Here is a 26,571-nt window from a genome sequence, read left to right as displayed (position 1 = left end):
ATAGAAGAAAAATTATAATTTTCTCTATATCTTACTGATTTATAAGAAAGCCTTGATCTCTAAAATCAATCTGACTAACTTGATCTAAAATTTTATAAAAAATTACCTTTGAGAGCATTCATGGAGTATTCATTTTTTCGTCGTAAGTTTGCTGGATTAGACGCTATAGTATGTCCTGGAGATCCCGATGATCCTGTTATTGTTTTTTGTCATGGTTATGGAGCAGACGCTGATAACCTAGCATTTTTTCCTTCAGCCTGCCCTTTCAAAGGTGTACGCCCTACATGGATATTTCCCCATGGGATAGAACAACTTCCTTATGAATTTGGTGGCGGAAGAGCATGGTTTCCTTTAGATGTTCCTTTATTTCAAAGTTTGATTTCGAATCCTGATATTACTCCAGAAACAGAGCAACAATATCAAAAATTATTTAATATTGATTTTGAAAAGCCAAAAACAGCTTTAGAAAATCTTATTGAAGAGTTGGACCGTCCTAGATATGACGTTATTCTTGGAGGATTCAGTCAAGGTGCTATGATGACCACACATCTTGTACTATCTTCTAAAATTCCCTATCGAGGAGCTTTAATTTATTCTGGAGCTTTATTACTCGACAAAGGTTGGGAAAATAATGTGAATCTTTGTGCTAAAGTTCCCTTTATTCAAAGTCATGGATATCAAGATACCATTCTCCCCTATTATCATGGTGAAAGATTAAATAAACTCTTATCCTCACGTCTACATGGAGAGTTTATTTCTTTTAATGGAGGTCATGAGATTCCTGCTCTTGTCTTACAAAGAATGCAAGAAACTATTCCTTTATGGACAAGCGCTTTAAGTTAACGCGTTAAAACGATTATTCAGTGATGAGAGTTGTAAGGCAACCCATTCCATACAACTTGTCGCTGATGAAGAGTTATCCAAAGCTTGGTAAGCTTTCTCCACAATAATCAACACCTTTTCTAAAGGTAGTATGGGTAGGTTAAGAATATCCTCAGCATATTTAGGATATGTCATCGCGCTTGCGCTAATATTTAAAGAAAGCATAAATCGATCTCTAAATAGCTTAAGAAGGATTTCTAAAAGGTATTTCGCTTTATCTCTAAGCACTTGCTTATCTGTATCAGCGCTGCCTTTAACTATTTGTCCTACTTCTGTGATTTTCATTTTTCCAGAAGCATATTTTAAGAGATATTCAATATCATCTTTATTAGGAGCTATATTCTCATCACCTTGAATATATATAGATAAGCTACGAGAAAGAATCGTAGCAGGTATACGTTGTAGTTTTGCAGATGTGAGTAAAATGACACTATGTGAAGGAGCATCTTCAAGTACTTTTAAAAACACAGAGATCGCTGGTAAAGTCATACGATCTACTTCATGAATGATATAGATCTTATAACACCCTTCATAAGAAAGAATTCCTATCTCCTTTTTGATATCCCTAGGAATCTCTATAGAATGTAATCTTCCTTTTCCAGAAGGAAAAAATTCATGAATATCAGGATGGATTCGCTGGGAAATCTTATATTGTGCTTCAGGGGTATCTTTAAGAAGAATATGTGCCGCTAGATTATATGCATATTGTGAAAGTAAAGTTAACGAATTCCCATACAATAAAATTGCATGAGAGATCTTCCCTTGATTAATATTATCAAGTAAGGCTTCCCAGGGTTGATTAACAACCTTTTCTTCTATTTGCATAACGCTAATTCTGTATAGGCAGTCATAACTTTATTAAGAGACTCTTTGATAGGTTGCCTCCCATCTAAAATAAGATAGCTATCAGGGCGTGCTTCGGCAAGAGATAAAAATCCTTCACGGATTTTTTTATGATATGCTAAAGGCTTATCTTCGAATTTATCCAAGGATTTTTGCTGTTGTTTTCTTTTTAGTCCTTCTTCAGGAGGAATATCCAGGAGACAGGTAAGATTAGGAAGAAACTTTTTTTCTCCTACGACATGGTGACAAAGGTTTGTCACATAATCTTTACCTAATCCCTCAGCTATTCCCTGATAGACAATTGTAGAGTCATGAAATCTATCACAAATGACAATTTTTCCTGATTCTAAAGCTGGAAATATTTTTTCAGTTACATGCTGCGCGCGTGCAGCAAGAAATAGAAATAATTCTGCATAGGGAGAAATTGATATTGTTGATGGATCTAAAATTAAATTACGCACCTGTTCTCCTAGAGGAGACCCTCCGGGTTCTCTAGTGGCGACAACTACTTTCCCCTCAGCTATTAGTCTATCTTTTAGAAGTTCTGTTAAGGAACTTTTCCCTGAACCTTCACATCCTTCAATAACTATAAACACAGCGTTATTCCTCTATACTTGTGGTGAGGTAGTCTCTTCTTCAAGATCTGATAGAGTTTCATCTTCATTTAAAGAGAGTTTTTCCATAGCAACTAGGATATCACCATCTTTAACATGAACTAAGCGCACACCCTGAGTGGATCTTCCCATAACACGTACATCTTGCATATTAATACGGATAGCTTGCCCTTGTGCTGACATCAATAAGATACTGTCGTGATCTGTAACAGAAATAGCCCCAAGAACATCCCCGTTTCTCTCATTAATAAGGATAGAGCGTACTCCAACACCACCACGATTAGTTTCTCGGAAGTCTCCTACCTGAGAACGTTTTCCGAAACCGTTATCGCAAACAACAAGAACAGATTGATCATCCCTAACAATTTGGCAAGCAACTACACGATCATTTTCATTTTTCAATGAAACACCTCGTACACCACGTGCTGTCCTTCCCATAGGACGCACTTTATCATGAGGAAAACGTACTGCCATGCCTAATCTAGTAAAGAGCATGACTTTTTCTTCTTCACTGGTAATATGAGCAGCAGCGATGAGTTCATCTCCATCATCTATTTCTAAAGCACGAATACCTTTCTTTCTAGGGTTGCTGAAGGCATCAAGAGCTACCTTCTTAACAACACCATGCTTTGTTGCCAGGAATAAGAATCCTGCATTTTCAAAATTCTTAACGTTAAGAACCGCCGCAAGTTGTTCTCCAGGACGGATACCTTCAAGGAAATTAATAATTGGCTTACCCTTAGCCCGTCTTTCACCTTCGGGCAATTGCCATACTTTAAGCCAATAACATTGTCCAAAATTAGTGAAGATTAATAGGTAGTCTTTTGTGGATGCTGAATATACCGCTTTTAAGAAATCTGAACCTTTCTTCATGTCGAATCCAGAAACTCCGTGACCACCACGTTTCTGCTCTCTAAAGACTTTTATAGGCATTCTTTTTACATAATCATCACCTGATATGGTAATAATTACAGGCTCGTTAGTGATGATATCTTCAATATCACGAATATCATCAGCATCAAATTCTATCGTAGTTCTACGAGGAGTTTTATGGACTCTCTGAATATCTTGCAGCTCATTTCTAATAATATCTTTGACTAGACCCTCATCAGCAAGAACACGTTTATAATAAGCAATTTTATTTAGTAACTCGTCGTATTCTTTTTGAATTTTCTCAGCTTCTAATCCTGTAAGTTGATACAAACGCAATTCGAGAATAGCTACAGATTGATACTCGGTAAAACCGAAATTCTCAATAAGCTGATGCTTAGCATGTTCCTTGCTATCACTGTTGCGAATTGTGCGAACAACATCGTCCAAACAAGAAAGAGCTTTTAAGAAACCTTCAAGAATATGCGCACGTGCTTCAGCTTTATTCAATTCATAGCGCGTTCTTCTACGGATAACTTCCGTACGGTGACGTATCCAAGCAGAAATCATTCTATGAATATTCATGGTCCTTGGAAGATTTTTATCCAAGGCAAGCATATTTGCTCCAAAAGTCACTTGAATATCAGTAAACTTGTAGAGACGGTTGATAACAATTTCTGACGATTCCCCTCTCTTTAGCTCAAGAACAACTCGGATACCATCTTTATCTGATTCATCTCGAACATCTGAAATTCCAGCCAAGGTCTTATCATTAACTAGATCTGCAATTTGTTCGATTAACCTGGACTTATTTACATTATAAGGCATCTCAGTAAGAATAATATTCTCTCGATGCTTATCCGCATTCTCTTCTACATGAAGACGTGCACGGACTTTTATTTTACCTCTTCCTGTATGGTATGTAGAGCGAATACCCTCACCCCCACAAATTAGCCCCCCTGTGGGGAAATCAGGACCAGGCATGACTTCCAATATTTCTTCAATAGAAGCATTGGGATTGCTCAATACTAGTAGTGTGGCCTCAATTAATTCCCCAAGATTATGTGGAGGGATATTTGTTGCCATACCGACAGCTATACCCGAAGAACCGTTACAAAGAAGATTAGGAAATTTCGACGGAAAAACGACGGGCTCGTGTTTCGTTTCATCATAGTTCGAGACCATGTCTACGGTATCTTTATCCAAATCTTCCATTAGGAAAATTGCACTATGGGTTAGACGAGCTTCTGTATAACGCATAGCAGCTGCGGGATCGCCATCAATAGAACCAAAGTTTCCTTGACCGTCTACCAATGGGTAACGCATCGCCCAATTTTGAGCCATACGAACTAGTGTAGGATAAATAACACTTTCACCATGAGGATGGTAGTCTCCAGAAGTGTCACCGCAAATCTTAGCACATTTACGATGTTTAGCTCCGGGCGTAAGATTTAGCTGTTTCATTGCATAAAGAATGCGCCTCTGTGAAGGTTTCAAACCATCACGAACATCAGGAAGCGCTCGGGAAATAATCACCGACATAGAATAACGAAGGTAGCTTTCCTTCATTTCTTCTTCTAGATTTTTAGGGACAATGATTTCTTCTTTGTTAAACATAATGATAACTGTCTCCTAAATATCTAAATTATTCATCTTAACTGATAGAGCATGATTTTCGATAAATTCTCTTCTTGGAGGAACCTCTTCTCCCATAAGCATGGTGAAGATATGATCAGCCTCTACAGCGTCTTTCAATGACACACGCACTAAAGTTCTTTGCTCAGGATTCATAGTCGTATCCCAAAGCTGATCTGCGTTCATCTCTCCAAGACCTTTATAACGCTGGATTTCTATTCCTTTCCTTCCAAGGGTTTTAAGATGATCGATCACTTCTTTCAAAGTATAACAAGTATAGGGAAGCGTTTTTGAATCTTCATTTGTAATCACCATCTCAGAATCTTTTGGATTAAGATAATGACGAATATCCAAACCGTAATCTCGAAGCTCTTCTTGAATCTCTGCAAAAACTGCTATTTTATATAATTCGATAACCTTTACAGAATCAGGATCTTCGGAGTTTAGAATTTCTTGATCCTTTTCTTCAGTAGAATGGAAGTAACGCCCTCCTTGCTTTCCACTCTTCGGAGGACAGTAGTATAGAGGATAACCTGAGGTTTCTTTTCGCATCTCTAAAAATTCAGAGAAAGGCACCGCTTTTTTCTCTAAAGCAACTATAAAATTTTCTACGTTTAAAATTAGCTTTACAAAGTTATCCAGTGCCTCTCCGCTTATTTCACGATCTCCATTCTTGAAAACAAGTTTACTGTCTCCAATTCCTAGCGTTAAGAGATAATTATCCATTTCTTTTTCGGAAAGGATATAGCGGAAATCTTTTTTCTTACTTACTTTATATAAAGGAGGCTGGGCTATATAAATGCATTCATTTTCAATTAATGCAGTCATATGACGATAGAAAAATGTTAATAGTAATGTGCGGATATGGGAACCGTCAACATCAGCATCTGTCATGATAATTATACGTCGATAACGCAACTTACTTAAATTGAAATTATCCGAACCAATGCCACAACCTAAAGCTGCTATGATCGTTCCAATCTCTTGATTTTGGAAAATCTTTTGTAAACGAGCTTTCTCTACGTTTAAGATTTTACCTCGAATAGGAAGGATAGCTTGGAAACGACGATCCCTACCTTGCTTAGCTGAGCCTCCAGCAGAATCTCCTTCTACAATGTACATTTCACATTTTTCAGGATCCTTTTCTAAGCAATCGATAAGTTTTCCTGGGAGTCGTGCACTATCTAAAGCACTTTTCCTTAGTGTCAACTCTCGGGCTTTTTTCGCAGCCTCTCTAGCTTGAGCTGCAATAAAAACCTTTTCTACAATCATCTTTGCAATTTGAGGATTCTCATCAAAAAATGTCGTTAATGTTTCTCCTGTGATTTGTTGCGATACAGAGCCCACATCACTATTTCCTAGTTTTTGCTTAGTCTGACCTTCAAATTGAGGGTTGGGCACTTTAACAGAAACTACCGCGGTGAGTCCTTCGCGGATATCTTCTCCTGTTAATGACAACTTATCATTTTTAGCTAGATTGTGAGCTTTAATATAAGCATTCAGTACGCGAGTTAATGCTGTAGAAAATCCTGTGAGGTGTGTTCCACCTTGACGAGTAGGAATATTATTTGCATAAGAATAAATTAATTCAGAATATCCAGAATTCCATTGAAGAGCTGCTTCAAATTCAATGTCACCATCATCCCCTGCTCGAATCCCTGAAATATAAATAGGCTCGGGGAAAAGACTTTCTTTATTTTGGTTTAAATAGCTAACGAAAGATTGAATTCCTCCTTCATAGAAAAAGACAACCTTATCAAAACTCACATCACGATCATCTTCGAAAATGATGGTCACGCCCCGATTTAAGAACGCGAGCTCCCTTAGTCTTTTAATAAGAATAGAGCGATCAAAAATACAAGAGGAAAAAATTTTATTATCGGGATAGAAAGTAATTTCTGTTCCTTGCTTATCTGTAGCTCCTAAAGCTTGTAAAGCTGTTACAGGAATCCCTCTAGAAAACTCCATTTGATAAGCTTGCTTATCTTTATAAACCGTTGCTACAAGTTTTTCTGCTAAAGCATTAACACAAGATACTCCGACGCCATGCAATCCTCCGGAAACTTTGTAGCTATCTTTATCAAATTTCCCACCAGCGTGAAGTACAGTAAGAACAACTTCTAAAGCAGAAACATCTCTACCTTGTTTTTTAGATTCTTTTTCATGAATCTGTATCGGAATACCTCGACCGTTGTCGGATATAGTAATACCGCCATCTTCTAAAATCCTTACATGGATTTCAGAACAATAGCCCGCCATAGCTTCGTCGATACTGTTATCCACAACTTCATACACCAAATGATGAAGTCCTGTAATCCCAGTATCTCCAATATACATCCCAGGACGCTCACGAACGGCTTGAAGCCCTTCTAAAACGGTAATAGCTGAGGCGTCGTAACTTTTTTCTTTTGCGTCCATACATTATCCTAACAAAAACTGTATTTCCTTGATCTTAGCGTGAGGAACTACTTGGTGCAAGCGAGCGATTAAACTACTTTGATGCGTTTGCTTTAGCGAAGCGTATAAAGAAGAATTGTAAATCTTTACCAATAGAATATGATCCTTAAATCCTAAAGCTTGGAACATTCCATTATACTTGGTTCCTAACATTTCATTCCATGCTTCTATTACTTCTTTAGGGTTGGCAGCAACAATGTGCTCTATCTTCTTTAAATACCCATTTAAGTAATGCTTTGCATGCTTAATTGTAGAAGCTGTTTTTTTAGAAGTTTTCGTTTTGTGCAACTCTCGATTTTTAAAGAAAGGAAACATAAAACACCTAAAAGAAATACAACATAAATGTCTAATCATACGTTGCATTAAAAGAATGCCTTATATCGAGCAATACGAAAAAAGTCAATATAGCTTTAAACGTTCCTTTTGGCGATCTTTTCTAGACAACAACATGACTTATTCATGTCGTGTTTTTGATAAAAATTAAACAACAATCAAATAGAATATTTAAAAAGAGAAAACTTTTTCTTTCATAACTTTCTTAAAGATTGAAACCAAACTGACTGAATCTTCGGACCAATCACTTTTCTTATCTTTTACCCTCTCTGCATAGTCACTGTCACTCATTTCGTTGAATGCATCTTTGTTAATGATCTGCTTTCTAGGTAATAGATCCAAAACGACAGAACACACGAAAGTAATTGGGATAATAAGAATAAATGTGAGCAACGCTATCAAAACAAGCGCAAGCAAAATAATAGTCTGAAAGATACTGGCGATGAATTCTAGAATTGTTAGAACAATTCCCAAACCTAAAATTTCTGCAATTCCTCTGAAATAATGGCCTCGAGTATAAGAGGTAATACTTTGTGTATGGTAATTACCATCATCCAGATCCTCAATAATAACTCGATTTACTCCTGTATCACGTCCAAAAGTTGCACTATATTCAGAAATTGCAGCAATCCGTTTTATACCAATAAATATTCCAATTATAGGAATTGAGCCTAGAACATTTATCCCCGCATTATCCGGCAATAAAGAGGCTTCAAAAGGAGAACCTAAAGGAGTTTTAGGACCTAAATTTATAAAACCTGACATAGACCCATCCTTATTTCTGTACAAATTGCTAATAATCAGGAGAAAGAATAGGTTATAACAAAAAATCTCTCAAGCAAAATTACTGTCTGAAAATACATACTTTTATAGAGAAACCTATCAATTGATTCGGCCCACTTTAATATGTGGGCTCGATTTATCATTGGAGTAAAAAACTTTCTTTGTATTTTGTGTCAAAGAAGTCTTTCACAGAATCACTCTCAAATAATTGACGTAGTTTTTGCATTCGTGAGTCATTTACGTCTTCAGCACGCACAACAACAACATTAGTATATTTAGATGTACGCACATCTTCTAAGAAAAGACTATTTTTATGGGGATAAAATCCTGCAGCAATAGCAAAATTTCCAGGAATAACAGCAGCATCTACATCAGGTAGGGAAGATACTAATAAAGGTGCTGCTATCTCTATAATAACAACTTTTCTATCCCCACAACTACAAACATCTTTCGCAGTCATATCTAGATGAGAAACTTCGTTATAAGCAATTAAACCACAATCTCGCAATAGATCGAGAGCACGTTGTTCATTTGTTCTATCTACAGGAACAGCTATGCGTAACTGCTTTTTATTTTTAAGTTCTTCAAGAGACTGAATTTTATTAGAATATAAACCCATAGGTTCTAAGTGCACTTTAGCTAAAACAACAAGCTTTCCTTCACAATGATAACGCGAACATTCATCTTTTAAAAAATCTTCATGTTGAAAGTAATTAGCCTCTATTTGTTTATCTAAAAGCAGACGATTAGGCACACGGTAATCGTCTACAGGAAGTATTTTGAGATATAATCCCAAGGATTTTGCTTCTTTTTGCAAGCTGTAAAGAAGCTCGGCATGCGGTGTAGGGCTTGCAGCGATGCGCAAAATCTCTTCAGAATTTTTATTACATCCAGTTAAAGAGAATAGCAAAGCAACTAGCGCTAATAATTTTATTTTTTTCATAAAACCCCCCGACGTCTTAATATACGTCGGCCCCAAGTATCTCCCAAAATCCGGATACCTTCAATAAAAAACAGAGTAATAACCAACACAGATAAAGTTATGGAAAAGTCAAAACGATAGTAACCATATTGCAATAAAATCTGTCCTAATCCTCCGCCTCCAACGAATCCAGCAAAGGTAGAACAAGCGATCAGGTGCACAATTAATGATTTTAATGAAAAGATCAGCTGGGGAAAAATTTCTGGGAAAAGAATATCTTTTACTATCTTTACTTTAGGTATCCCTAAAGCAATAGACGGTTCAACACACGTCAATGCTCCTGTACGCAACGCATCCGATATGAAAGAAGACACTAGAGGTAAAGCTCCCAAAGTTAGAGGGACTATCGACGCTGTTGCTCCTAAAGATGTTCCTACTATCCATCGCGTTACCGGGAACAGGATAACAATTAAGATGGCAAAAGGAATAGCTGTGAGGAAACTTAATACAACGGAAGTTGCTGAATAGATACTCCTCATTGGTTTTAATCCATAGGGAGCTGTTATAAAAAGTCCTAATCCTACAAGCCCGCCTAAAATTGATGAGAAGAAGAAAGACGCGGCCACCATATATAGGGTACTTCCTGTTTCTTTAATCAACAGATAGATCATATCTATTTGCATATTCCATCCTCACTATCTTGACTTTTGGAATTGTTGTATAATAACTCCCTTCTCTATAAGAGCTTCTTTTGCTTGCTCTCTTTGTTCTCTATTTCCAGATAAAGCCACGATGAGGAAACCCAAAGGGACCTTACGGAAGAGATTGATATCTCCAGAAAGAATATTAATAGCTATCTCTCCGTGCTGAATCAGTTGACTGATCATTCCTTGAACTGCTAAACCTTTTGGGAAACCTAGTCTTAGAATTTCCTCATTCTCTTTATGATCGTAAATTCCTTTAGCGATTGAATTCATATGAAAAAGTTCTTCGGTAACCAAGCTACTAGGACTTAAAAAAAGTTTTTCTGTAGGGCCTAATTCTTCAATAGCACCTTTGTGCATAACTAAAGTTTGACAACAGATTTTTTTAACCACCTCAATTTCATGAGAAACAAAAACTTGAGTAATCCCCCTTTCCTCATTTAACTGTAGTAGTTTATCAGTAACATCTTCTGTTGACCTTGGATCTAAAGCTGAGGTAATTTCATCACAAAGCAAAACAACAGGATCGGATACAATAGCTATAGCGATAGCAACCTTTTGTTTCTGTCCCCCACTTAATCTACTAGGGTATGCATGTTTCTTTTCATACAGATTTAAGAAATGCAAAGCATCGTCTACTTTCTCTTCAATTAGAGATTTTGTCATATCGGGGTAACGAATTTTCAAAGGATAAGCTATATTTTCAAAGACCGTTTTCGCTAGAAAAAGTCCGTAGCTTTGAGAAATATAAGCAACATGCTTAGCAAAGATTAGGCGAGAGTTTCTTTTATTTGAATTAAGATTGTGAAATCCCGCGATGGAGATAGATCCTGAAGTTGGTGCGATAAGGAAATCTAGACAACGCAATAATGTACTTTTTCCAGAACCACTATGTCCAATGATTCCGAAAATTTCACCTGGATAAACAGAGAAAGAAATATCATTTAAAATACGATGATTCCCTATTTCTTTATTCAAATTTTTTACATAAATGATAGGAGAATCTTTCTCAAACATGAAATAAACCTGAAAATTTATAAAAATCATGTCTGTATTATTAACACGAGATCTCTATTTTAAGATCAAGCTTAATATAAAGCGAATGGGGATTAAATTATGAAAATTCCTATTATGATACCCGCTTAATACACCTGAAATTCATTCTTATTACAATAGTTTAGGAAGAATCGCTCCTGCTATTTTTCTAGAGAGAATAAGTCTTATTAAATCTCGTTCAGAAATTCCTATAGCCTGGCACAGACCATCAATTTGACGGTAGGTAAACAACCCTAGAGAGTATCCACCCAATATTAATGTTGAGAGAAGAAAACCTATGGCTTCTTTACCTGAATAAGGAAGATAATTTTTCACACGTGATTGTAGTTTTGGTGCACCACGAACAGCTTGCAAGAATGAAAATATCATAGATGTAGATGTCAGAGGGTGCTCAGCTAAGAAGTTCGCTATTTCATCATATCTTGCGTTTAGATTTTCATTACCGCCATTCCATATGTCATAACCTAATCCTGCTGCAGTCATCGGCAAGCTTTCACCAAACCTATCGAAAATATGTTGGGATTCTCTGACAAGATTACTATCTCGTTCTTGATTTTCTTCTGCCAAATCTCCTACTACTGTTACGGCTCGGACACTATAAGGATCAATATTTTCATAGAGTATCTCGAAAGCATTCTGTGGATCGAGTAAAGGTTGACCTTCTAAATCTAAATCATTAATACGCATGATTGCTTTTATATCCGGGTTCCTATCGCCATGTATAAACACCAAGGCTCCAAGAATATTTCCAGAGTTCAACATTTCAAGAATCATCATTTTATCTTCTTCGGATCTTCTTAATGCCTGTATGGAACCCACGATATTCGCAGCGAGGCCCTGATTGCATAGACACCAACCAGACAGCAATACATTTAGGCTGACTAGAGATGCCGTGTAAGCAGTCTGTTGATCCTCAACATTCTCTATTAACTGATTCGATTTCTTCAACACCCGAATAATATCAAATAATGCTTCAGATTGTTTAGGGTCTTCTAAAGCATCGTGTAACCAAAAGGCTCCATAAAGATCATTCGAAAATACGTCTGCTCCGTTACAAGTAATGGACAATATCGAATGGTTGTCTCTACCAAACATTGGTGGGACAAACATGGAGAGTAGCTCCCCATTAGTTACGGGTATCTCTCCTTTTCTTACTTTATCCGAAACTCTCGCAACTGCTTTGCAAAAATTAGAAAATAATTTACAGGCATTTTGATGATTTTTTTTATATTTCGGATGCTTATCTATACCGGGATATGTGCCTCCCTCCTCAGCAAGATCAAGTAATCGCAATAGATTGCTTTGAAATAGGGAATCTACGTCCATTTCTACTGATGGTCCGGCAACAGGTTCAGGAACAATACCCGGGATTGTTCCTTCCTCAATCTGACTTGGAACTTCTGGAGGCAGTGAAGCCTCTTCTCCAGGAGTTGGTAGAGGAGTTTCTGTTGGTTGTTGTGCTGGGGGAGGCACTATAGAGACTGCTGGTATAGTCGGTAAGGCTGGGGTAGGGGCTGGTGTGGGTGTTGATATAGGTGTTGGTGAAGACACTCGAGTTGAAATTAGTCTCGGACCTCTAGGTCGAGTTCTCGAACCATATCGCGGAGGTCGTGTAATTCTTTGTGGTTCTATATTTCGTATCAAATCTAGAGAAAAATTAGCGAAAGCTTCTCTAAGTTCTGTTGAGGCTTCGGAAAGCTCAAAAAGCACTTTTCTAATTTTAAGAAAATAAGAGGCAAAAAATATTAAAGATACTGCTGTCGCGACAACAAGAGCTAACCCCAGCACTATGCTGAAAGCAACTGAAACCCCTGGAATCAATTGAAGAATAAGAATCGTTAATAATAAAACAGCTGCAACGACTGCCGAAATCAGGCTAATGATTTGTGATTGTCTTATTTTACATGCAGTATCTTTCTGTTTTAGGGTAATAGGGAGTGATCCAGCTTGGTTATCGTGAGGATTTGGATTGATTACAGGTTGTGACATTTAATTTTACTCTAAAGCAAATGAAGCGCTATTCTATTTTAAATGTTTGAAGATTTTAAAAAGTATAGTTTTTTATTTTTTAATCATTGCTTTATAAAGATTCTTGACAAATCTTATTGATTACCTACAAACTGACCTTTGTTACCCACTTAAGGAGTTTGAACTGTATGTCGAAGATATATGATTTGCTAGGCAATGACGCGGAAAATTTGTTGAAATATGAATGCAAACATATTCCTAAAGAGAATCTTACCCTACCCTCCCCCGACTTCATCGATAAAGTTTTCTCTTACTCTGACAGAAACAATCTTGTGTTAAGATCTTTACAATCTATGTTTTCTCATGGAAGATTAGCAAATACTGGATATCTTTCGATTCTTCCAGTGGATCAGGGAGTGGAACATACAGCCGGGGCATCCTTTGCTCCAAATCCCATTTATTTTAATCCAGAGAATATTATTCGACTAGCCATTGAAGGCGGTTGCTCTGCTGTAGCCTCCTCTTATGGGGTTTTGAGCCTACTTTCAAGAAAATATGCTCATAAAATCCCCTTTATGTTGAAGCTAAACCATAACGAACTTCTATCCTATCCAACAACATATCATCAGATTTTCTTTAGTCAGGTAGAAAGTGCTTATAACATGGGTGCTGTTGCTGTAGGAGCAACGATTTATTTTGGTTCTGAGACATCTTCTGAAGAGATTGTCGCAGTTTCTCGAGCCTTCACAAGAGCTAGGGAATTAGGATTGGCTACAGTATTGTGGTGTTATTTACGCAATCCTAACTTTATTGTTAATGGTATAGACTATCATACAGCCGCAGATCTAACTGGTCAGGCAGATCATTTAGGAGCAACTTTGGGTGCTGATATAGTAAAACAAAAGTTACCCACATGCCATGGTGGTTTTAAAGCTATCAAATTTAGTAAAACAGATGATAGAGTATATTCCGAACTCTCTTCGGATCATCCAATTGACCTTTGCCGTTACCAGGTGCTGAATAGCTACTGCGGTAAGATAGGTCTTATTAATTCCGGAGGTCCCTCGGGAAAAGATGATTTTGCAGAGGCTGCGAAAACTGCTGTGATTAACAAAAGAGCTGGAGGTATGGGGTTAATTTTGGGAAGAAAAGCTTTTCAAAGACCTCTTGCCGAAGGTGTACAATTATTAAATTTGATTCAAGATATTTACTTAGACCCGAGTATTACAATAGCGTAATCTAAAGAAGGCTCTTATGCATACCCATTCAAAACCCTCAAAACCCCTGGGCACGTTTACTGTTGGAATGTTATCTCTAGCAGTAGTAATTAGTTTAAGGAACTTGCCCCTAACAGCAAAACACGGCTTATCAACGCTTTTCTTCTATGCTCTTGCCGTGGGTTGTTTTATGATCCCCTACGCGCTTATTTCAGCCGAACTAGCATCTTTTAAACCACAAGGAATCTACATTTGGACTCGTGATGCCTTAGGCAAATGGTGGGGATTCTTCTCTATATGGATGCAATGGTTTCATAATATGACCTGGTATCCCGCAATGCTTGCCTTTATTGCAAGTACACTTGTGTATAAAATTAATCCAGATCTAGCCCATAATAAAATCTATTTAGCAACAGTTATCCTTGCTGGATTTTGGGGTTTGACCTTTTTTAATTTCTTCGGAATTAGTACATCGGCTCTTTTCAGCTCGGTCTGTGTTATTATAGGAACTTTAATTCCAGGAGCAATTTTAGTTACTTTAGCTATTTTTTGGATCGTCTCCGGAAATCCTATAGCGATTTCTCTTTCTTGGGGTGATCTACTCCCTGAAATTAATGGTATGTCATCTTTTGTATTGCTTGCGGGCATGCTTTTAGCTCTCTGTGGATTAGAAGCTAATGCTAACCTGGCTTCGGATATGGTAAATCCTAGAAAAAATTACCCTAGAGCCGTATTTATTGGAGCAATTGCCACATTAGCTATCTTGGTTTTAGGATCACTTTCTATAGCTATCGTTATTCCTAAAGAAGAAATTAGCCTAGTTTCAGGTCTTGTTAAAGCATTTTCCCTATTCTTTGATAAGTACAATCTTTCTTGGATGACTAGTATTGTTGTTGTTATGACAATTGCCGGATCCCTAGGGGAACTGAATGCATGGATGTTCGCAGGAACTAAAGGACTATTCGTCTCTACACAAAACGATTGTCTTCCTAGAATGTTTAAAAAAGTAAACTCGAGGAATGTTCCTACAAACCTTATGCTATTTCAAGCAGTTGTAGTTACCTTGTTTACTTTAATCTTTTTATGCTTAGATTCAGCAGACTTAGCCTACTGGATTCTTAGTGCATTAAGCATACAAATGTATTTAGCTATGTACATTTGTTTGTTTATCGCGGGCCCGGTTCTTCGTATTAAAGAACCAAAAGCACAACGTTTGTATTCAGTTCCCGGGAAATTTTTTGGTATCTGTCTACTTTCATTCTTAGGAATACTTTCCTGTTTATTTGCCTTATGGATTAGCTTTTTACCTCCTCAAGAGGTTACGCAGTTGTCAGGAGCTGGTAAAATAGGTTATTCAGCCTTCTTACTATTAGCCTTTTCTACAAACTGCATGATACCTTTTGGTATTTACTATGCTCATAAGAAACTAATCAAATAGGTCTAATACAACCATTGAAGCAATTCCTTAAAAATTTTTAAGGAATTGCTTTTTCATATTTTCTAGCTTCTCTTTTAAGTAAAGCACCCGGAAAACAGAAAATCGAATTTAAATAGCTATTCTTCGAATAAGTTGGGAAATAAAACTTCTAAGAAACGGCCTGAAGAAATTACACTGGTTAAATCTTCTACATTTACTCCCAGATGATTCGCCATTACCTCTAGCTCTCTTCTATTAGCTATCCCCGCACTGAATAAGCCTACAATCATCGGTTTAAATAAAGATTTCCAATGACTTATAGGCATGGCTTTTATGAGCAATCCTTGAATAAAACTCTGATATTTAGAATGGCTATGAAGAAGTTCTATAAGCAAAAAGGGGTTAGCAACTAAGCCATAATAATTATCCCTAATAAATTCGTTTAAATCGAAAATTCCGTTTAAATTTCTTGCTAAAGCAAATCTAAATTTCCAAGAAGAACATGAAGGTAAATTCAAGCAAAAAGTCATTCTCAAGTTTAGATTATCGATAACAGAACGTAACGAAGGGTCATTTTGTATATATCCATCAGAGTTCATCCCACGACGAATCTTATGGCATTCTGTAGCAGCTAAAGCTTGAATAGATCCTTCCAAAAACTCAGCAAATCTATCACGTAAATCGGGTTCCGCTCGCGAGAAAATTAGCTGAACAAAATTGCCACTTTCTAAATAAGCTCGAACATCTTCAGTAAGAAGATCAGGATTATAAGATTCTAGAATATCTATACACGGCTCGCCCATATATAAACCGTAAAGCCAAAGATTAAATGACTGTAGAGCTCTACAGATATAAGTAGGATCTCCGTGATTGATACGCCAAGATTCAGCAATTTCTATAAAATTCCCAAGTAAGAAACGATTAATATCAGGCTTTTCAAGAACAAGAACAATAAAGTCTACAAAAGAGTGCTGTATTAAAAGTTCACTCCAAATTTGCAAACAATAACAAAGCGAGGTCTCTTTTTCTCTAGAACGTATTGAAGGAATAAATAGATCCTTAATTTCCCTAACTATCCCTTGAATTAAGTTTCCTGAAACCTGACCACAATGTACAACAGCTTTAGTAAAGGTAGAAGTAAAACTCATTAGAGACGTTTCTAGGCTTTCTACTCGTGTAGAAATATTATTTCTATACTCTGAATTCTCTCTGTAAAATGTTCCTCTAATAAATACATGTTCAGGAACGCCATCTGATAATGTTGGAATTTCCGTTTCTTTAATCTGCTCAGGAAGAGATAAGTTTAGTAGTGTTTGTAGAAAAATTTGTTCCTCTTTAGAAAATTCCATTTCATCAGGAAGAGTGATTTTTGGAAAAATTCTCTTTTCTGCATTTAAAATGAAAATTAAAACCAAACCCAATAAACATACCGATGTAGCAATACCAGAAAAGAAAAGTAACGCCATCAAAGATGTGAGAACATTAGATCCAACAAGTACTGCACCTACAATAGCAAGAACAACAACGATAGAAAAAAAGATGACCATGATAATGACATCTCTAGAAACACATCGCTTGTACCCATGAGTATCTAAAGGTAGATCCGGGGGATCTTTTTTAGAATGTAAGTGAAATATAGAAGAAATAAAGACCTTTATGAAATTAAGTAATCAAATAATAATTTAAAAAGAACTATTAACTGAAAAAGAAAAAGTTTAAAAATCCTGTGATTAAGAAGAATATCACCATCGACATAATATCATTTAATGCAGTAACTATAGGTCCTGAGGCTAAAGCAGGATCCACTCCTAATTTCACAAAGAAAAATGGTGAAAGCACTCCTAAAGTTGTAGCTGTTAATGATGCTCCCAACACTCCAGCTGCTACAGTAACTCCTAACTGCAACCCGCCTCCAGAAAAGAGATTCATACCTATAAATCCCATAAGATAAACAACAATCCCACAAAGAATCCCTAAGGCAACTCCTGTTAATAAACCAATGCTCATCTCTTTAAAGATTGTTTCTCTACGGCGTCCAAAAGAAAGCGTCCCCGTAGCCATACTTCGGACTAAAATTGTACTACACTGAACACCAACATTTCCAGACATCCCATTAATTAAAGGAATAAAGAAAATAACCAGAGCCAATAATGAGGGGGCAATTTTTTGAAAGTATGCCATTACCGAAGCACTGACCAACCCCGCACAAAGAGTTACTAATAACCAAGGTGCTCTAAGTAAAAATCTCTGAACAACATGACAGCTATGATATCCCACATCTTCCGTGGTCCCTGCCATACGCGCTATTGTTTCGTCAGCAATATCTTCTATAGCCTCTACAACATCTTCATAAGTAATAGCACCTATTAAGAAATTTTCTTCATCAACAACAGGTAGAGCAGCTATCTTATAACGTTCTACTAAGTCAACAACTTCTTCTCTAGTTGCATCAGGCAAAACTTTATGCTCTACCTGATTCATAATCTGCTTTAAAGAAATTTCAGGGGGGTTAATTATTAAACTTCTATCAGTAACAACACCTTGAAGTTCTCCTTTAAAATCCAAAACAAAAACAAGTCGAGTTAAATCTATCCCAGGATTATTTCTAATACATGCAGAAACATCCTTAACAGTAGTTTCCATCAAAAATGCAAAGAACTCATTAGTCATAAGTCTCCCTGCAGTATTGCGGCCATGTTTCTGCAAGTCGCGAATTTTTAATGATTTTTTAGAATCGATCAATTCTAATATTCTACGATAGCGTCGATCAGGGATATCATCTAAGACCCATACAGCTTCGTCTGGGGGCATCTGATCAATGAGTGCACAAACTTCTATATCAGTCAACTTACGAAAAATAGCCCATCGAGAAGCAGAATCTGTATTAATAATGAAAGCTACTCGAGATGCTATACATGAGAGATTTTTATAAAGAATCGCACGAGAATCTGGAGGAAGGCAAGAAACGGCATAGGCTAAATCTATAGGATTATACTCACTGACAATCTTGGAAAGATCATGAGAATGTATATCGGTAGATAAACAAGTAAACGCTTTCTCCAACTTAAAACTTAGCTCATCATCCAGATGACTAGTTTTTGAATCCATTAAGTTTCCTGAACCAAGAGCCGCGTCTAGTTTCTCTTCGCCTCTGTTTTGTTCACCCACCATAGTTTACCTCTTTGATTAGCTACGACTTCATGAAATGCATGTCCAGCTCTTAAATTTGCTAAACATGGATCATTCAGCCATCGTGATTCTGTGATTTTGAAACCAAAATCTACAGAACGCATTACCATCGCCCAAGCCTGACCAATCTCTTTTTTAACAGCATAGAATTTACCTAGAGTATAGTAAGCCTCACCACACCCTAAAGCAATCGCCTGTTCTAAGTATACCTTAACGAACTCTTCAGATTCCAAAGAACGTCGCTTCCAGAATAGAAATAACCAGGCTTCTCCTAATAAGAGTAATAAATCCTCTTGATCAGGATATTCATCGATTAATGGATTTAAAATAATCAAAGCTTCTTCGACCTGAGCTTCATCTTGCAATAGTTTTCCTTTTCCTAAAAGGGTAGAAGCAAGAATAATTTTAGCTCTGAAAGACTGCTTCTCCTCATCTATATTAGATAATAAGGCGTACGCCTCGTCATAATAATCTTGAGATTCTTGAAGCTCGGCCAGCAAATAGCAAGAATGTCCCCATAATTCCAAGATCTCCATTCGATGAGTAAGATCCCAAGCTTTACGATAATAGAATAAAGACTCTTCTAAATAAATTTCCTTATAAACAAGATCTGTTGTCACCTCGGCCAAACATTTTAAAGCAAGGCCTCGATCACTCCAAAATAAAAATACTTCAGGGCGTAAAGAACATAGTCTTTTCACTACTCCAACAGCTTTCTGAAGTAATCTTACATTCTTTTTTCTCACACCCCAGGCAAAATATACATCAAATAATTTCTGCCAACTGTTGATATTTTCGGAATCCCATTCAATACAAGATTTAAAACAAGAAGCAGAGGCTGCGAAATTAGCATCATCGCCAAAATATAAAGCAGAGCAAAGCTGAACCACTCCTAAAGCATGAATTAAATGAGAATTGCCGGGGAAAGCTCTCATAGCAGCAACTAATCGTATCCGACTTTCTCTGAATAAATTTGGCTCATCCAAGTATAATCCCAATACAGCTATACCGTTAGCTAATAAAGCAGAAAGAAGAATAGGATCGGCCCCTTTCTTCTGAGCTGAAGCCAACTTATCTAAACCCATTTCTATATGTTTCATATTACTGTTAAGCCAGCCGGAACGAATTAATAATTCTCCCCATAAAACCCACAATTCAGCAATATGAGGAAAAGCTTGAACAGTTTGATACAATATCCTATTTGCCTGATGAAAATGTTCTTTTTCATAAGTAAGATCAAATAGTCTTACCTTAGCCACAGCATAGCTATAACGATAATTTTCATAAGCAGAGTTATCAATATAACGATTAAAACTTAAGAAAATTGCCTTAGATAAATGGTCTATAGCTTGCTGTAGGTATGAAGAATTTCCTGATTCTAATCCGAGAATTTGTAGGCATTCAGCATAATCTGCATGAGCACTTGCTCGATGTGGAAGCAAATTTAATACCTTAAGAAAAGAATTTAAACTTCGTGCGAGAGCTTCCTTTTCTTTATTCTTATAATATAATGTCAAAAAAGTCTTGCCTATAACTTCATATACATAGGCAGTAGCTGAATGAGAGGCCTCTTCATGTTTTTCTCCCCGACAAAAGTGTTGCCAACCCAAGTTATTATCTAAATGAGGATTAATTTTTAGTAATTGTTCCATCAAATGAAAATCTTTAACGACATGATCAAGAAACGTCGCATCTCCAGTTAAAGAAAACAATTCAAAATTCGCACATATTTTAGCTGAGCATAGAGACAGTCTGTCTGAAGAACTGATTCCCAATTTTTTGAATAAAATGTCTATGTATGATAAACCGTCTATTAAAATCTGAGAGTTCTTCTTATTAATGCCATAATGCATTCCATAGAAGATAACCTTCTTTAGGATCACAACGTGATCGCGAGTAAGCATCAATAAACTTTCAGACAGAGATAAATATCCCTCTCCGATTTCTGAACTTCCCTCTAAATCTATCAATTCAGAAACAAGAAAATCTACAAATGCTTCAGAGCAACCGAATTCATCGAATACATCGGATTGTCTATGGAAATTTTTAGAAGAAATGAAAGGTAAGGATGATCCCATCTTGTGACTGCTGTACTGTCATATTCTTTCCTCATATCTAGAGGATGTTCTAAAAGATTGAATTTCTATCCCCAATGCAGGATACAATCCCAGATAATATACTACTGTTTAAGATTTTCCGAGACGAAAAGATAAGAATTTCAAAACTGATATATTTAGATATTAAATATAAGAGCGTCTGACAGAAAAACTTTGGGACTAGTTTAGCGTATTTAAGTTTTTCATCAAAAATATTTTACATGAGAATACTAAAAGAAACCCAGTCTATATAACGCTTTAAGACCTTGTATCTGTAGAATTAGTCTCTGCCTCACTACCCTGACTATCTTCTAGAGTTGGAGCAGTGACAACGGCTATTCCGGGATAAACAGGAAGGTGCGAATTTGGATAATATTGGGCAGAGATATGCGATCCTGAAACAATCTGACCATCTTTAAATAGGAACATACAAGTCGGCTGGAAACATCCAATCAAGTAGTGACTAAATTGTCCCAATCCCTGACGTGTACCACCACCTTCGAATTTAAAATTACGTTGAGGATTAGCTAACCACAACCCACGAGAACGGATAACATCATCATTCCAATCTCTTTCTACACACGCATAGGCAACACGACCTGCTAAAGGATTAAGTAACCCGTAAAAGACCGTCATCATTGTAGCCGTGCCATAAAAAGGAGCCCTAAGCATATTGACCAAAGATCGGGACATTTCCCTAACAATATCTTTGAAAATAAAACGATCTTCTATGGAAATATCCTTTTTAGAAAAGTATTGGATGACCATTTGCAAAAGTATATGAAAGGGGATCACAATAAATCTAATTAAGTTATAGATCATCTTAATAAGAACAACGAAAGGGGTGGCAATTAGAGGGAAAACGAAAGTTGGAATTCTATAATCCACACCATCTGGATAATAATACACTAGTGCCACACCAGAATTGGTTGCATCTAAAGTAGATAAATCTATATGGCTTTCATGAACTCTCTCTTGAATATTCTCCTTCTCACCCTCCTTAGGTATAGAATAGTAACATACAGGCATAGGAGCCCAGATTCTATTCCCAAAAGGTTTAATTACTGAACCGGATAGAACATCTACCTTTTTGCTAATCCTATGTAAAATGTACATTCCACCGGTTAATAAAATAGTTGGAATAGCCACTGCCACCACAACCGAAACCCATGTCATAACAAATGCTTGCAGTTGCAGGGTGCCAAGAAGCATCGCTAATAAAACCAAAGTGATCAATACGGATAATGCTAACAAAGCAACACGTGTTTGACGATTTGCCTGATACTTTTCTAAATCCAAATGAGTATGGGAATTCTTTGTGAGCTTTGTTTGGAAAGTATTCTTCCATTCTTCTTGGTCTGGAAAACTACTAGATCTAACGGGGGCTAATTTTTCATTAACCGTGGGCAAATTAAAACAAGACATGTTACACTTTTAAAAAGTTTTTATTTTATTTCAATTTCAAAGAAAAGAAATCCTCGAACCACTATACTCTCATTACGCTTTTATTAAAATTTTTTAGTACCATTCATGAGAAAGAAAATCGCAAAATCAAGTTATAATCTCCTATTACTGGGAAGCATGCTAATAGGCTTGGTCCTAGCTTCCTTTAATTCCCCCATAATTTTTCAAAGTGCAGAAATTGTATCAGGAATTTTTTTAAAACTGTTAAGGTTTTTAAGTCTTCCTCTAGTATTTTTTGCTATTGGGTCAACGATTACATCAATTAAAAATTTTCAGATAATGTTGTCCTTGGGTAGAAAAATCTTATACTACACACTACTTACTACAATTATAGCTGCCACAGTCGGTCTAGGATTGTTTATTATTATCTATCCTGTCATGCCTTTAGAAGGTAGTTTAGAAACATCTTCAACCACATGCTCAACAGGCTATCTTAAGGTATTATCAACTACTATTCCTGGGAATATTCTAGAGCCATTTATAGATAATAATGTTATTTCAGCCACATTTTTAGCCGCTTTGCTAGGAATCGCCTCTCTATTTCTCCCTGAAAAAGAAAAGGATTTTACTCACACACTATTTTCGACATTCTTTTCTATACTTTTGAATATTGCTAAAGGTGTTCTTAAGTTACTTGCTCCGGCCACACTAGCTTTTTCTATTCTCTTCTATAAAGAAGTTACACAGAGTCAAGGAAACTTGGTTATCTTTAGTAAGTATCTTCTTTGCGTAGTGGGAGCTAACTTAATCCAAGGGTTTATTGTTTTACCATGGCTGTTGAAAGCAAATAAGCTTTCACCTTTGAAAATTGTTAAGAGCATGTCTCCAGCATTAGTTACAGCATTCTTTTCAAAATCTTCAGCCTCCACTCTACCTCTAACAATGGAATTAGCTGAAGAAGAACTCAAAATTAAACCCTCATTATCAAGACTGGCCTTTCCTTTATGTTCTGTTATCAACATGAACGGTTGTGCTGCCTTTATTTTAATTACAGTACTCTTTGTAGGAACATCTAATGGTCTTAGCTTTTCTTTACTTTCCATGATCGGTTGGATATTTATTGCAACGTTATGCGCGATTGGTAATGCCGGGGTGCCTATGGGATGCTTCTTCCTTGCATCTTCTTTGATCACTTCAATGCATATCCCCCTACATTTATTGGGATTAATTCTCCCTTTCTACACTATATTAGACATGATCGAAACATCATTAAATGTCTGGTCTGATTGTTGCGTTGTTAGTATGACAGACAAACACTTTTCGGATAAACTTGTTGAATTAGGGTAAATATAAATGAACAAAAGTCAGACCCACTTTTCTTCAAGACTAGGATTTATTTTCTCTATGATGGGGATAGCTGTTGGCGCTGGAAATATCTGGCGTTTCCCTAGAATTGCGGCGCAAAATGGTAGTGGAGCCTTTATCTTAATTTGGCTTCTATTCCTATTTATCTGGTCAATTCCTCTGATTGTTATAGAGCTTTCTCTAGGGAAATTAACTAAAAAAGCTCCTATAGGAACGTTAATTAAAACAGCGGGACCTAAATGCGCATGGTTAGGAGGCTTTGTTACTTTAGTGACAACGTGTATCTTAGCCTACTACTCTAATATCGTTGGATGGGGTCTGAGCTATTTTTACTATTCAATTTCTGGAAAAATTTACGCCGGGAATAATTTTTCTCAGTTATGGGAGACTCATTATCAAAGTTCTTTTCCTCTACTGTTCCATTTCTTGTCTTTATTTCTAGCCTATATGATTATTCGTAAGGGTATTGTACAGGGTATTGAGAAGTGCAATAAAATTCTTATCCCCTCATTCTTTGTCTGTACTCTAGTACTCCTCCTTAGAGCAGTGACTCTACCTAATGCTGTTCAGGGAATCAAACAACTTTTCACTTTTGATTTTGCCTCACTTTCTAGTTATAAGTTATGGTTAGAAGCTCTAACACAAAATGCTTGGGATACAGGAGCTGGATGGGGGTTGCTCTTAGTGTATTCTGGATTTGCTTCAAAAAAAACCGGCGTCGTTAGCAATGGAGCTCTTACCGCTATATCGAATAACTTGGTTTCCCTAATTATGGGGATTATTGTATTTGCCACATGCTCTTCCCTAGATATTTTAGGGACTACACAGCTACAACAAGGCGCGGGATCTTCAAGCATAGGCATAGCTTTCATCTACCTACCAGAACTATTTACTAGAATTCCTGGATCTACATATTTACCAGCTATTTTCAGTTCTATATTCTTCCTTGCCTTTGCTATGGCAGCTCTCTCATCAATGATTTCAATGCTGTTTTTGTTATCACAAACTCTTTCAGAATTTGGAATAAAAAAGCACGTAGCGGAGTCCTTAGCAACAGTTATAGCTTTTATCCTTGGCGTACCCTCATCTTTAAGTCTTGCAATATTTGCAAACCAAGATACTGTTTGGGGAATTGGATTAATTATTAATGGTCTTATTTTTATCTATGCCGCAATTAGTTATGGGTTAACACATTTAAAAAAGAAAATCATTAATGCAGTTCCAGGAGATATTCACCTCAATAAAGTTTTTGATTCTATGGTAAAATATTTACTTCCTATTGAAGGGATTGTGTTACTCTCGTGGTATTTTTATGAGGGGCTTTTTCCTGAAGACGGGCACTGGTGGAATCCTATATCGGTATATAGTCTTTCTAGTTTGATTTTACAGTGGTCTATTGGGTTAATTATTTTATGGTCATTAAATAAAAAACTTTCTAAACGCTTTGCTTTCTACAACTTAGAAAATTAAAAGCTTATATCTTGATATATTCTCTTCCTTAAGATATCCTATCTTAAGTTTTATTATTTTTTCCCAAGATAACTTAAGGAAGCATATGGCAACAACATCAGTATCTTCACCCAGTCAAACACAAACTCAAGAGGGTTCACTAGATAGAGTTTTACTGAGCTTCAATGGAAAAATAAATGAATTGCAAAGAAAGGTGGAAAGCCTTGAAGGTAAAGTTAATCAAATAGATAGAGTTTCCTCCCTAGCTCTTACTACGGGTGATAATGTAGCCGCAGATCTAACTCATTTAAGAGATGAAGTTATAGAGCTAAAAGGATGTTTAGCTACGGTTACGGAATTGTTAATTCAATCAGGTTCTTCAGGAACCCCCGGAGCCACGCCTCGTTCGGAAGGCACCAGTTACGTAGTAGGACGCACACCTCCTTCTCTTTGTTCTAAACTCACAGCATTAGCGTTAACAATTTTAGCTTTAATCTCTATCACAATGCTTATTATTTGTATCGTTGCTGTTTGTGGTGGTTTTCCTTTATTTATTTCTCTACTTAACATGTATACAGTTGGTGCTTGTATATCCCTACCCATTATTTCGTGTGCCGCAGTTTCAATGATGATTCTTTGCTCACTGTCTATCGGCTCTTTATTAAGAAGCAGACCCGCAATCTATATGATCAATAATTCTCAAATAGAATCTTAATTATTATAAAAGAATATTTAGGAGAAACTAAGTATTATGACCTCTGTAAGAAATGATTTAAATCCGGCCGATACCACACTCCCATCTTCTTTATTAAATCCGAGTGATCTTGCAACACAATTATCCAATCTTCAAACGACTCTAGCCGGGATACAGCAACATCCTTTAGGTGGATGGCCGCAACATCCTACAGGACCTGGTATAGATCAGAATTATCTGATGCGTATGATGCAGTCTCATATGGCAACTACTGCAACATCAGTGGCCGAATTAAGAACCGAAGTTACTGCAATAAAAACAAGATTGCAGGGATTATCTACCCCAACAGGTGTTTGCAGTGGTCCTATGGCCCTAGCCTCGTTTCTTTTGGCGATCTCTTTAGTCGCTATTATCATTATTGTCTTAGCCTCTTTAGGCCTTGCAGGTATATTACCTCAAGCCGCAGCTATTTTAGTTAATACAGCAAACTCTGTATGGGCTATTGTTAGCGCTTCAATAGTCACAGTAATCTGCCTAATTAGCGTATTATGCGTAACGCTAATTCGACATCATAAACCACTGCCTATTGAAACTGGACCTTCGGGAAATTAAAAAATAAATTATATAAATTTATTCTTTGTTTAATCTCCTATACTCACCTTGAAATTAATTA

The 26,571-nt window shown here is 36.7% G+C and carries 21 protein-coding genes; 7 read left to right on the top strand and 14 right to left on the bottom strand.

All coding sequences use genetic code 11. The annotated features are described in order from the left end of the window. The first annotated feature begins 120 nt into the window (after positions 1 to 120). Complete coding sequence (locus tag H9Q19_RS05035; protein ID WP_213240925.1) at positions 121 to 843, top strand: alpha/beta hydrolase family protein; 723 nt, start codon at positions 121 to 123, stop codon at positions 841 to 843. Here the strand turns inward: H9Q19_RS05035 and H9Q19_RS05030 are convergent. The 10 genes from H9Q19_RS05030 to H9Q19_RS04985 form a co-directional block, all read right to left on the bottom strand. Further along, positions 835 to 1,707 carry a DNA polymerase III subunit delta' gene (locus H9Q19_RS05030; RefSeq protein ID WP_213240923.1) on the bottom strand — a complete coding sequence of 291 codons (873 nt, stop codon included), beginning with the start codon at positions 1,705 to 1,707 and terminating at the stop codon, positions 835 to 837. The two genes, H9Q19_RS05035 and H9Q19_RS05030, sit on opposite strands and share 9 nt — an antisense overlap. Then, complete coding sequence (tmk, locus tag H9Q19_RS05025; RefSeq protein ID WP_213240921.1) at positions 1,698 to 2,321, bottom strand: dTMP kinase; 624 nt, start codon at positions 2,319 to 2,321, stop codon at positions 1,698 to 1,700. Before tmk ends, H9Q19_RS05030 begins: the two co-directional genes overlap by 10 nt. 12 nt (positions 2,322 to 2,333) lie before the next feature. Beyond that, complete coding sequence (gene gyrA / locus H9Q19_RS05020) at positions 2,334 to 4,826, bottom strand: DNA topoisomerase (ATP-hydrolyzing) subunit A (protein ID WP_213240919.1); 2,493 nt, start codon at positions 4,824 to 4,826, stop codon at positions 2,334 to 2,336. 15 nt (positions 4,827 to 4,841) lie between these two features. Further along, positions 4,842 to 7,262 (bottom strand): DNA topoisomerase (ATP-hydrolyzing) subunit B, encoded by a 2,421-nt coding sequence (gyrB, locus tag H9Q19_RS05015; RefSeq protein WP_213240917.1) that lies wholly within the window; start codon positions 7,260 to 7,262, stop codon positions 4,842 to 4,844. 3 nt (positions 7,263 to 7,265) lie between these two features. Then, positions 7,266 to 7,616, bottom strand: coding sequence for a DciA family protein (locus H9Q19_RS05010; RefSeq protein ID WP_213240915.1), 351 nt, complete (start codon positions 7,614 to 7,616; stop codon positions 7,266 to 7,268). Between the two features lie 189 nt (positions 7,617 to 7,805). Then, complete coding sequence (locus tag H9Q19_RS05005) at positions 7,806 to 8,399, bottom strand: hypothetical protein (RefSeq protein ID WP_213240913.1); 594 nt, start codon at positions 8,397 to 8,399, stop codon at positions 7,806 to 7,808. Between the two features lie 157 nt (positions 8,400 to 8,556). Then, positions 8,557 to 9,360 carry a MetQ/NlpA family ABC transporter substrate-binding protein gene (locus H9Q19_RS05000; RefSeq protein WP_213240911.1) on the bottom strand — a complete coding sequence of 268 codons (804 nt, stop codon included), beginning with the start codon at positions 9,358 to 9,360 and terminating at the stop codon, positions 8,557 to 8,559. Next, complete coding sequence (locus tag H9Q19_RS04995) at positions 9,357 to 10,022, bottom strand: ABC transporter permease subunit (protein WP_213240909.1); 666 nt, start codon at positions 10,020 to 10,022, stop codon at positions 9,357 to 9,359. The genes H9Q19_RS05000 and H9Q19_RS04995 overlap by 4 nt, the downstream gene beginning before the upstream one ends. A 12-nt stretch (positions 10,023 to 10,034) precedes the next feature. Further along, the gene (locus H9Q19_RS04990) at positions 10,035 to 11,060 is read right to left on the bottom strand and encodes a methionine ABC transporter ATP-binding protein (protein ID WP_213240907.1); all 1,026 of its coding nucleotides are present in this window, start codon (positions 11,058 to 11,060) and stop codon (positions 10,035 to 10,037) included. A 150-nt stretch (positions 11,061 to 11,210) separates the two neighbouring features. Continuing rightward, positions 11,211 to 13,088 carry a CT214 family putative inclusion membrane protein gene (locus H9Q19_RS04985; RefSeq protein WP_213240905.1) on the bottom strand — a complete coding sequence of 626 codons (1,878 nt, stop codon included), beginning with the start codon at positions 13,086 to 13,088 and terminating at the stop codon, positions 11,211 to 11,213. Positions 13,089 to 13,255: 167 nt separating this feature from the next. Here H9Q19_RS04985 and H9Q19_RS04980 point away from each other — a divergent pair, with 167 nt between their 5' ends. Together H9Q19_RS04980 and H9Q19_RS04975 are read left to right on the top strand one after the other, a co-directional pair. After that, entirely contained in the window at positions 13,256 to 14,305 is a 1,050-nt protein-coding gene (locus H9Q19_RS04980; protein WP_213240903.1) for a class I fructose-bisphosphate aldolase, read from the top strand. 16 nt (positions 14,306 to 14,321) lie between these two features. After that, positions 14,322 to 15,722, top strand: coding sequence for an amino acid permease (locus tag H9Q19_RS04975; RefSeq protein WP_213240901.1), 1,401 nt, complete (start codon positions 14,322 to 14,324; stop codon positions 15,720 to 15,722). Positions 15,723 to 15,838: 116 nt separating this feature from the next. On the opposite strand, the gene H9Q19_RS04970 is transcribed toward H9Q19_RS04975, so the two are convergent. The 4 genes from H9Q19_RS04970 to H9Q19_RS04955 all read right to left on the bottom strand — a co-directional run bounded on the left by H9Q19_RS04970 (position 15,839) and on the right by H9Q19_RS04955 (position 22,411). After that, a complete protein-coding gene (locus tag H9Q19_RS04970) occupies positions 15,839 to 17,248 on the bottom strand; it encodes a CT214 family putative inclusion membrane protein (protein WP_213240899.1) in 1,410 nt (469 codons plus the stop codon). A 148-nt stretch (positions 17,249 to 17,396) separates the two neighbouring features. Beyond that, positions 17,397 to 18,809: a magnesium transporter gene (gene mgtE, locus H9Q19_RS04965; protein WP_117274764.1), complete on the bottom strand. Its 1,413-nt coding sequence runs from the start codon at positions 18,807 to 18,809 to the stop codon at positions 17,397 to 17,399. Between the two features lie 26 nt (positions 18,810 to 18,835). After that, positions 18,836 to 20,968: a tetratricopeptide repeat protein gene (locus H9Q19_RS04960; RefSeq protein ID WP_213240897.1), complete on the bottom strand. Its 2,133-nt coding sequence runs from the start codon at positions 20,966 to 20,968 to the stop codon at positions 18,836 to 18,838. A gap of 276 nt (positions 20,969 to 21,244) precedes the next feature. Further along, the gene (locus H9Q19_RS04955; protein WP_213240895.1) at positions 21,245 to 22,411 is read right to left on the bottom strand and encodes a transmembrane 268 family protein; all 1,167 of its coding nucleotides are present in this window, start codon (positions 22,409 to 22,411) and stop codon (positions 21,245 to 21,247) included. A gap of 105 nt (positions 22,412 to 22,516) precedes the next feature. Between H9Q19_RS04955 and H9Q19_RS04950 the strand changes: the two genes are divergently transcribed. The 4 genes from H9Q19_RS04950 to H9Q19_RS04935 all read left to right on the top strand — a co-directional run bounded on the left by H9Q19_RS04950 (position 22,517) and on the right by H9Q19_RS04935 (position 26,510). Then, positions 22,517 to 23,737, top strand: a complete 1,221-nt coding sequence (locus tag H9Q19_RS04950) for a dicarboxylate/amino acid:cation symporter (RefSeq protein WP_213240893.1) — start codon at positions 22,517 to 22,519, stop codon at positions 23,735 to 23,737. A gap of 6 nt (positions 23,738 to 23,743) precedes the next feature. Then, positions 23,744 to 25,225 carry a sodium-dependent transporter gene (locus tag H9Q19_RS04945; protein ID WP_213240891.1) on the top strand — a complete coding sequence of 494 codons (1,482 nt, stop codon included), beginning with the start codon at positions 23,744 to 23,746 and terminating at the stop codon, positions 25,223 to 25,225. An 85-nt stretch (positions 25,226 to 25,310) separates the two neighbouring features. Beyond that, on the top strand, positions 25,311 to 25,919 hold the full coding sequence (gene incB / locus H9Q19_RS04940; protein WP_213240889.1) for an inclusion membrane protein IncB: 609 nt from the start codon (positions 25,311 to 25,313) through the stop codon (positions 25,917 to 25,919). Between the two features lie 36 nt (positions 25,920 to 25,955). Beyond that, a complete protein-coding gene (locus H9Q19_RS04935; protein ID WP_213240887.1) occupies positions 25,956 to 26,510 on the top strand; it encodes a hypothetical protein in 555 nt (184 codons plus the stop codon). Positions 26,511 to 26,571: the final 61 nt, after the last annotated feature.

Source organism: Chlamydia crocodili (assembly GCF_018343815.1).
In the GTDB taxonomy this organism is placed as follows: domain Bacteria; phylum Chlamydiota; class Chlamydiia; order Chlamydiales; family Chlamydiaceae; genus Chlamydia; species Chlamydia crocodili.
The sequence above is the reverse complement of the archived record's forward strand: the minus strand, read 5'-3'. Positions and strand labels throughout refer to the sequence as shown.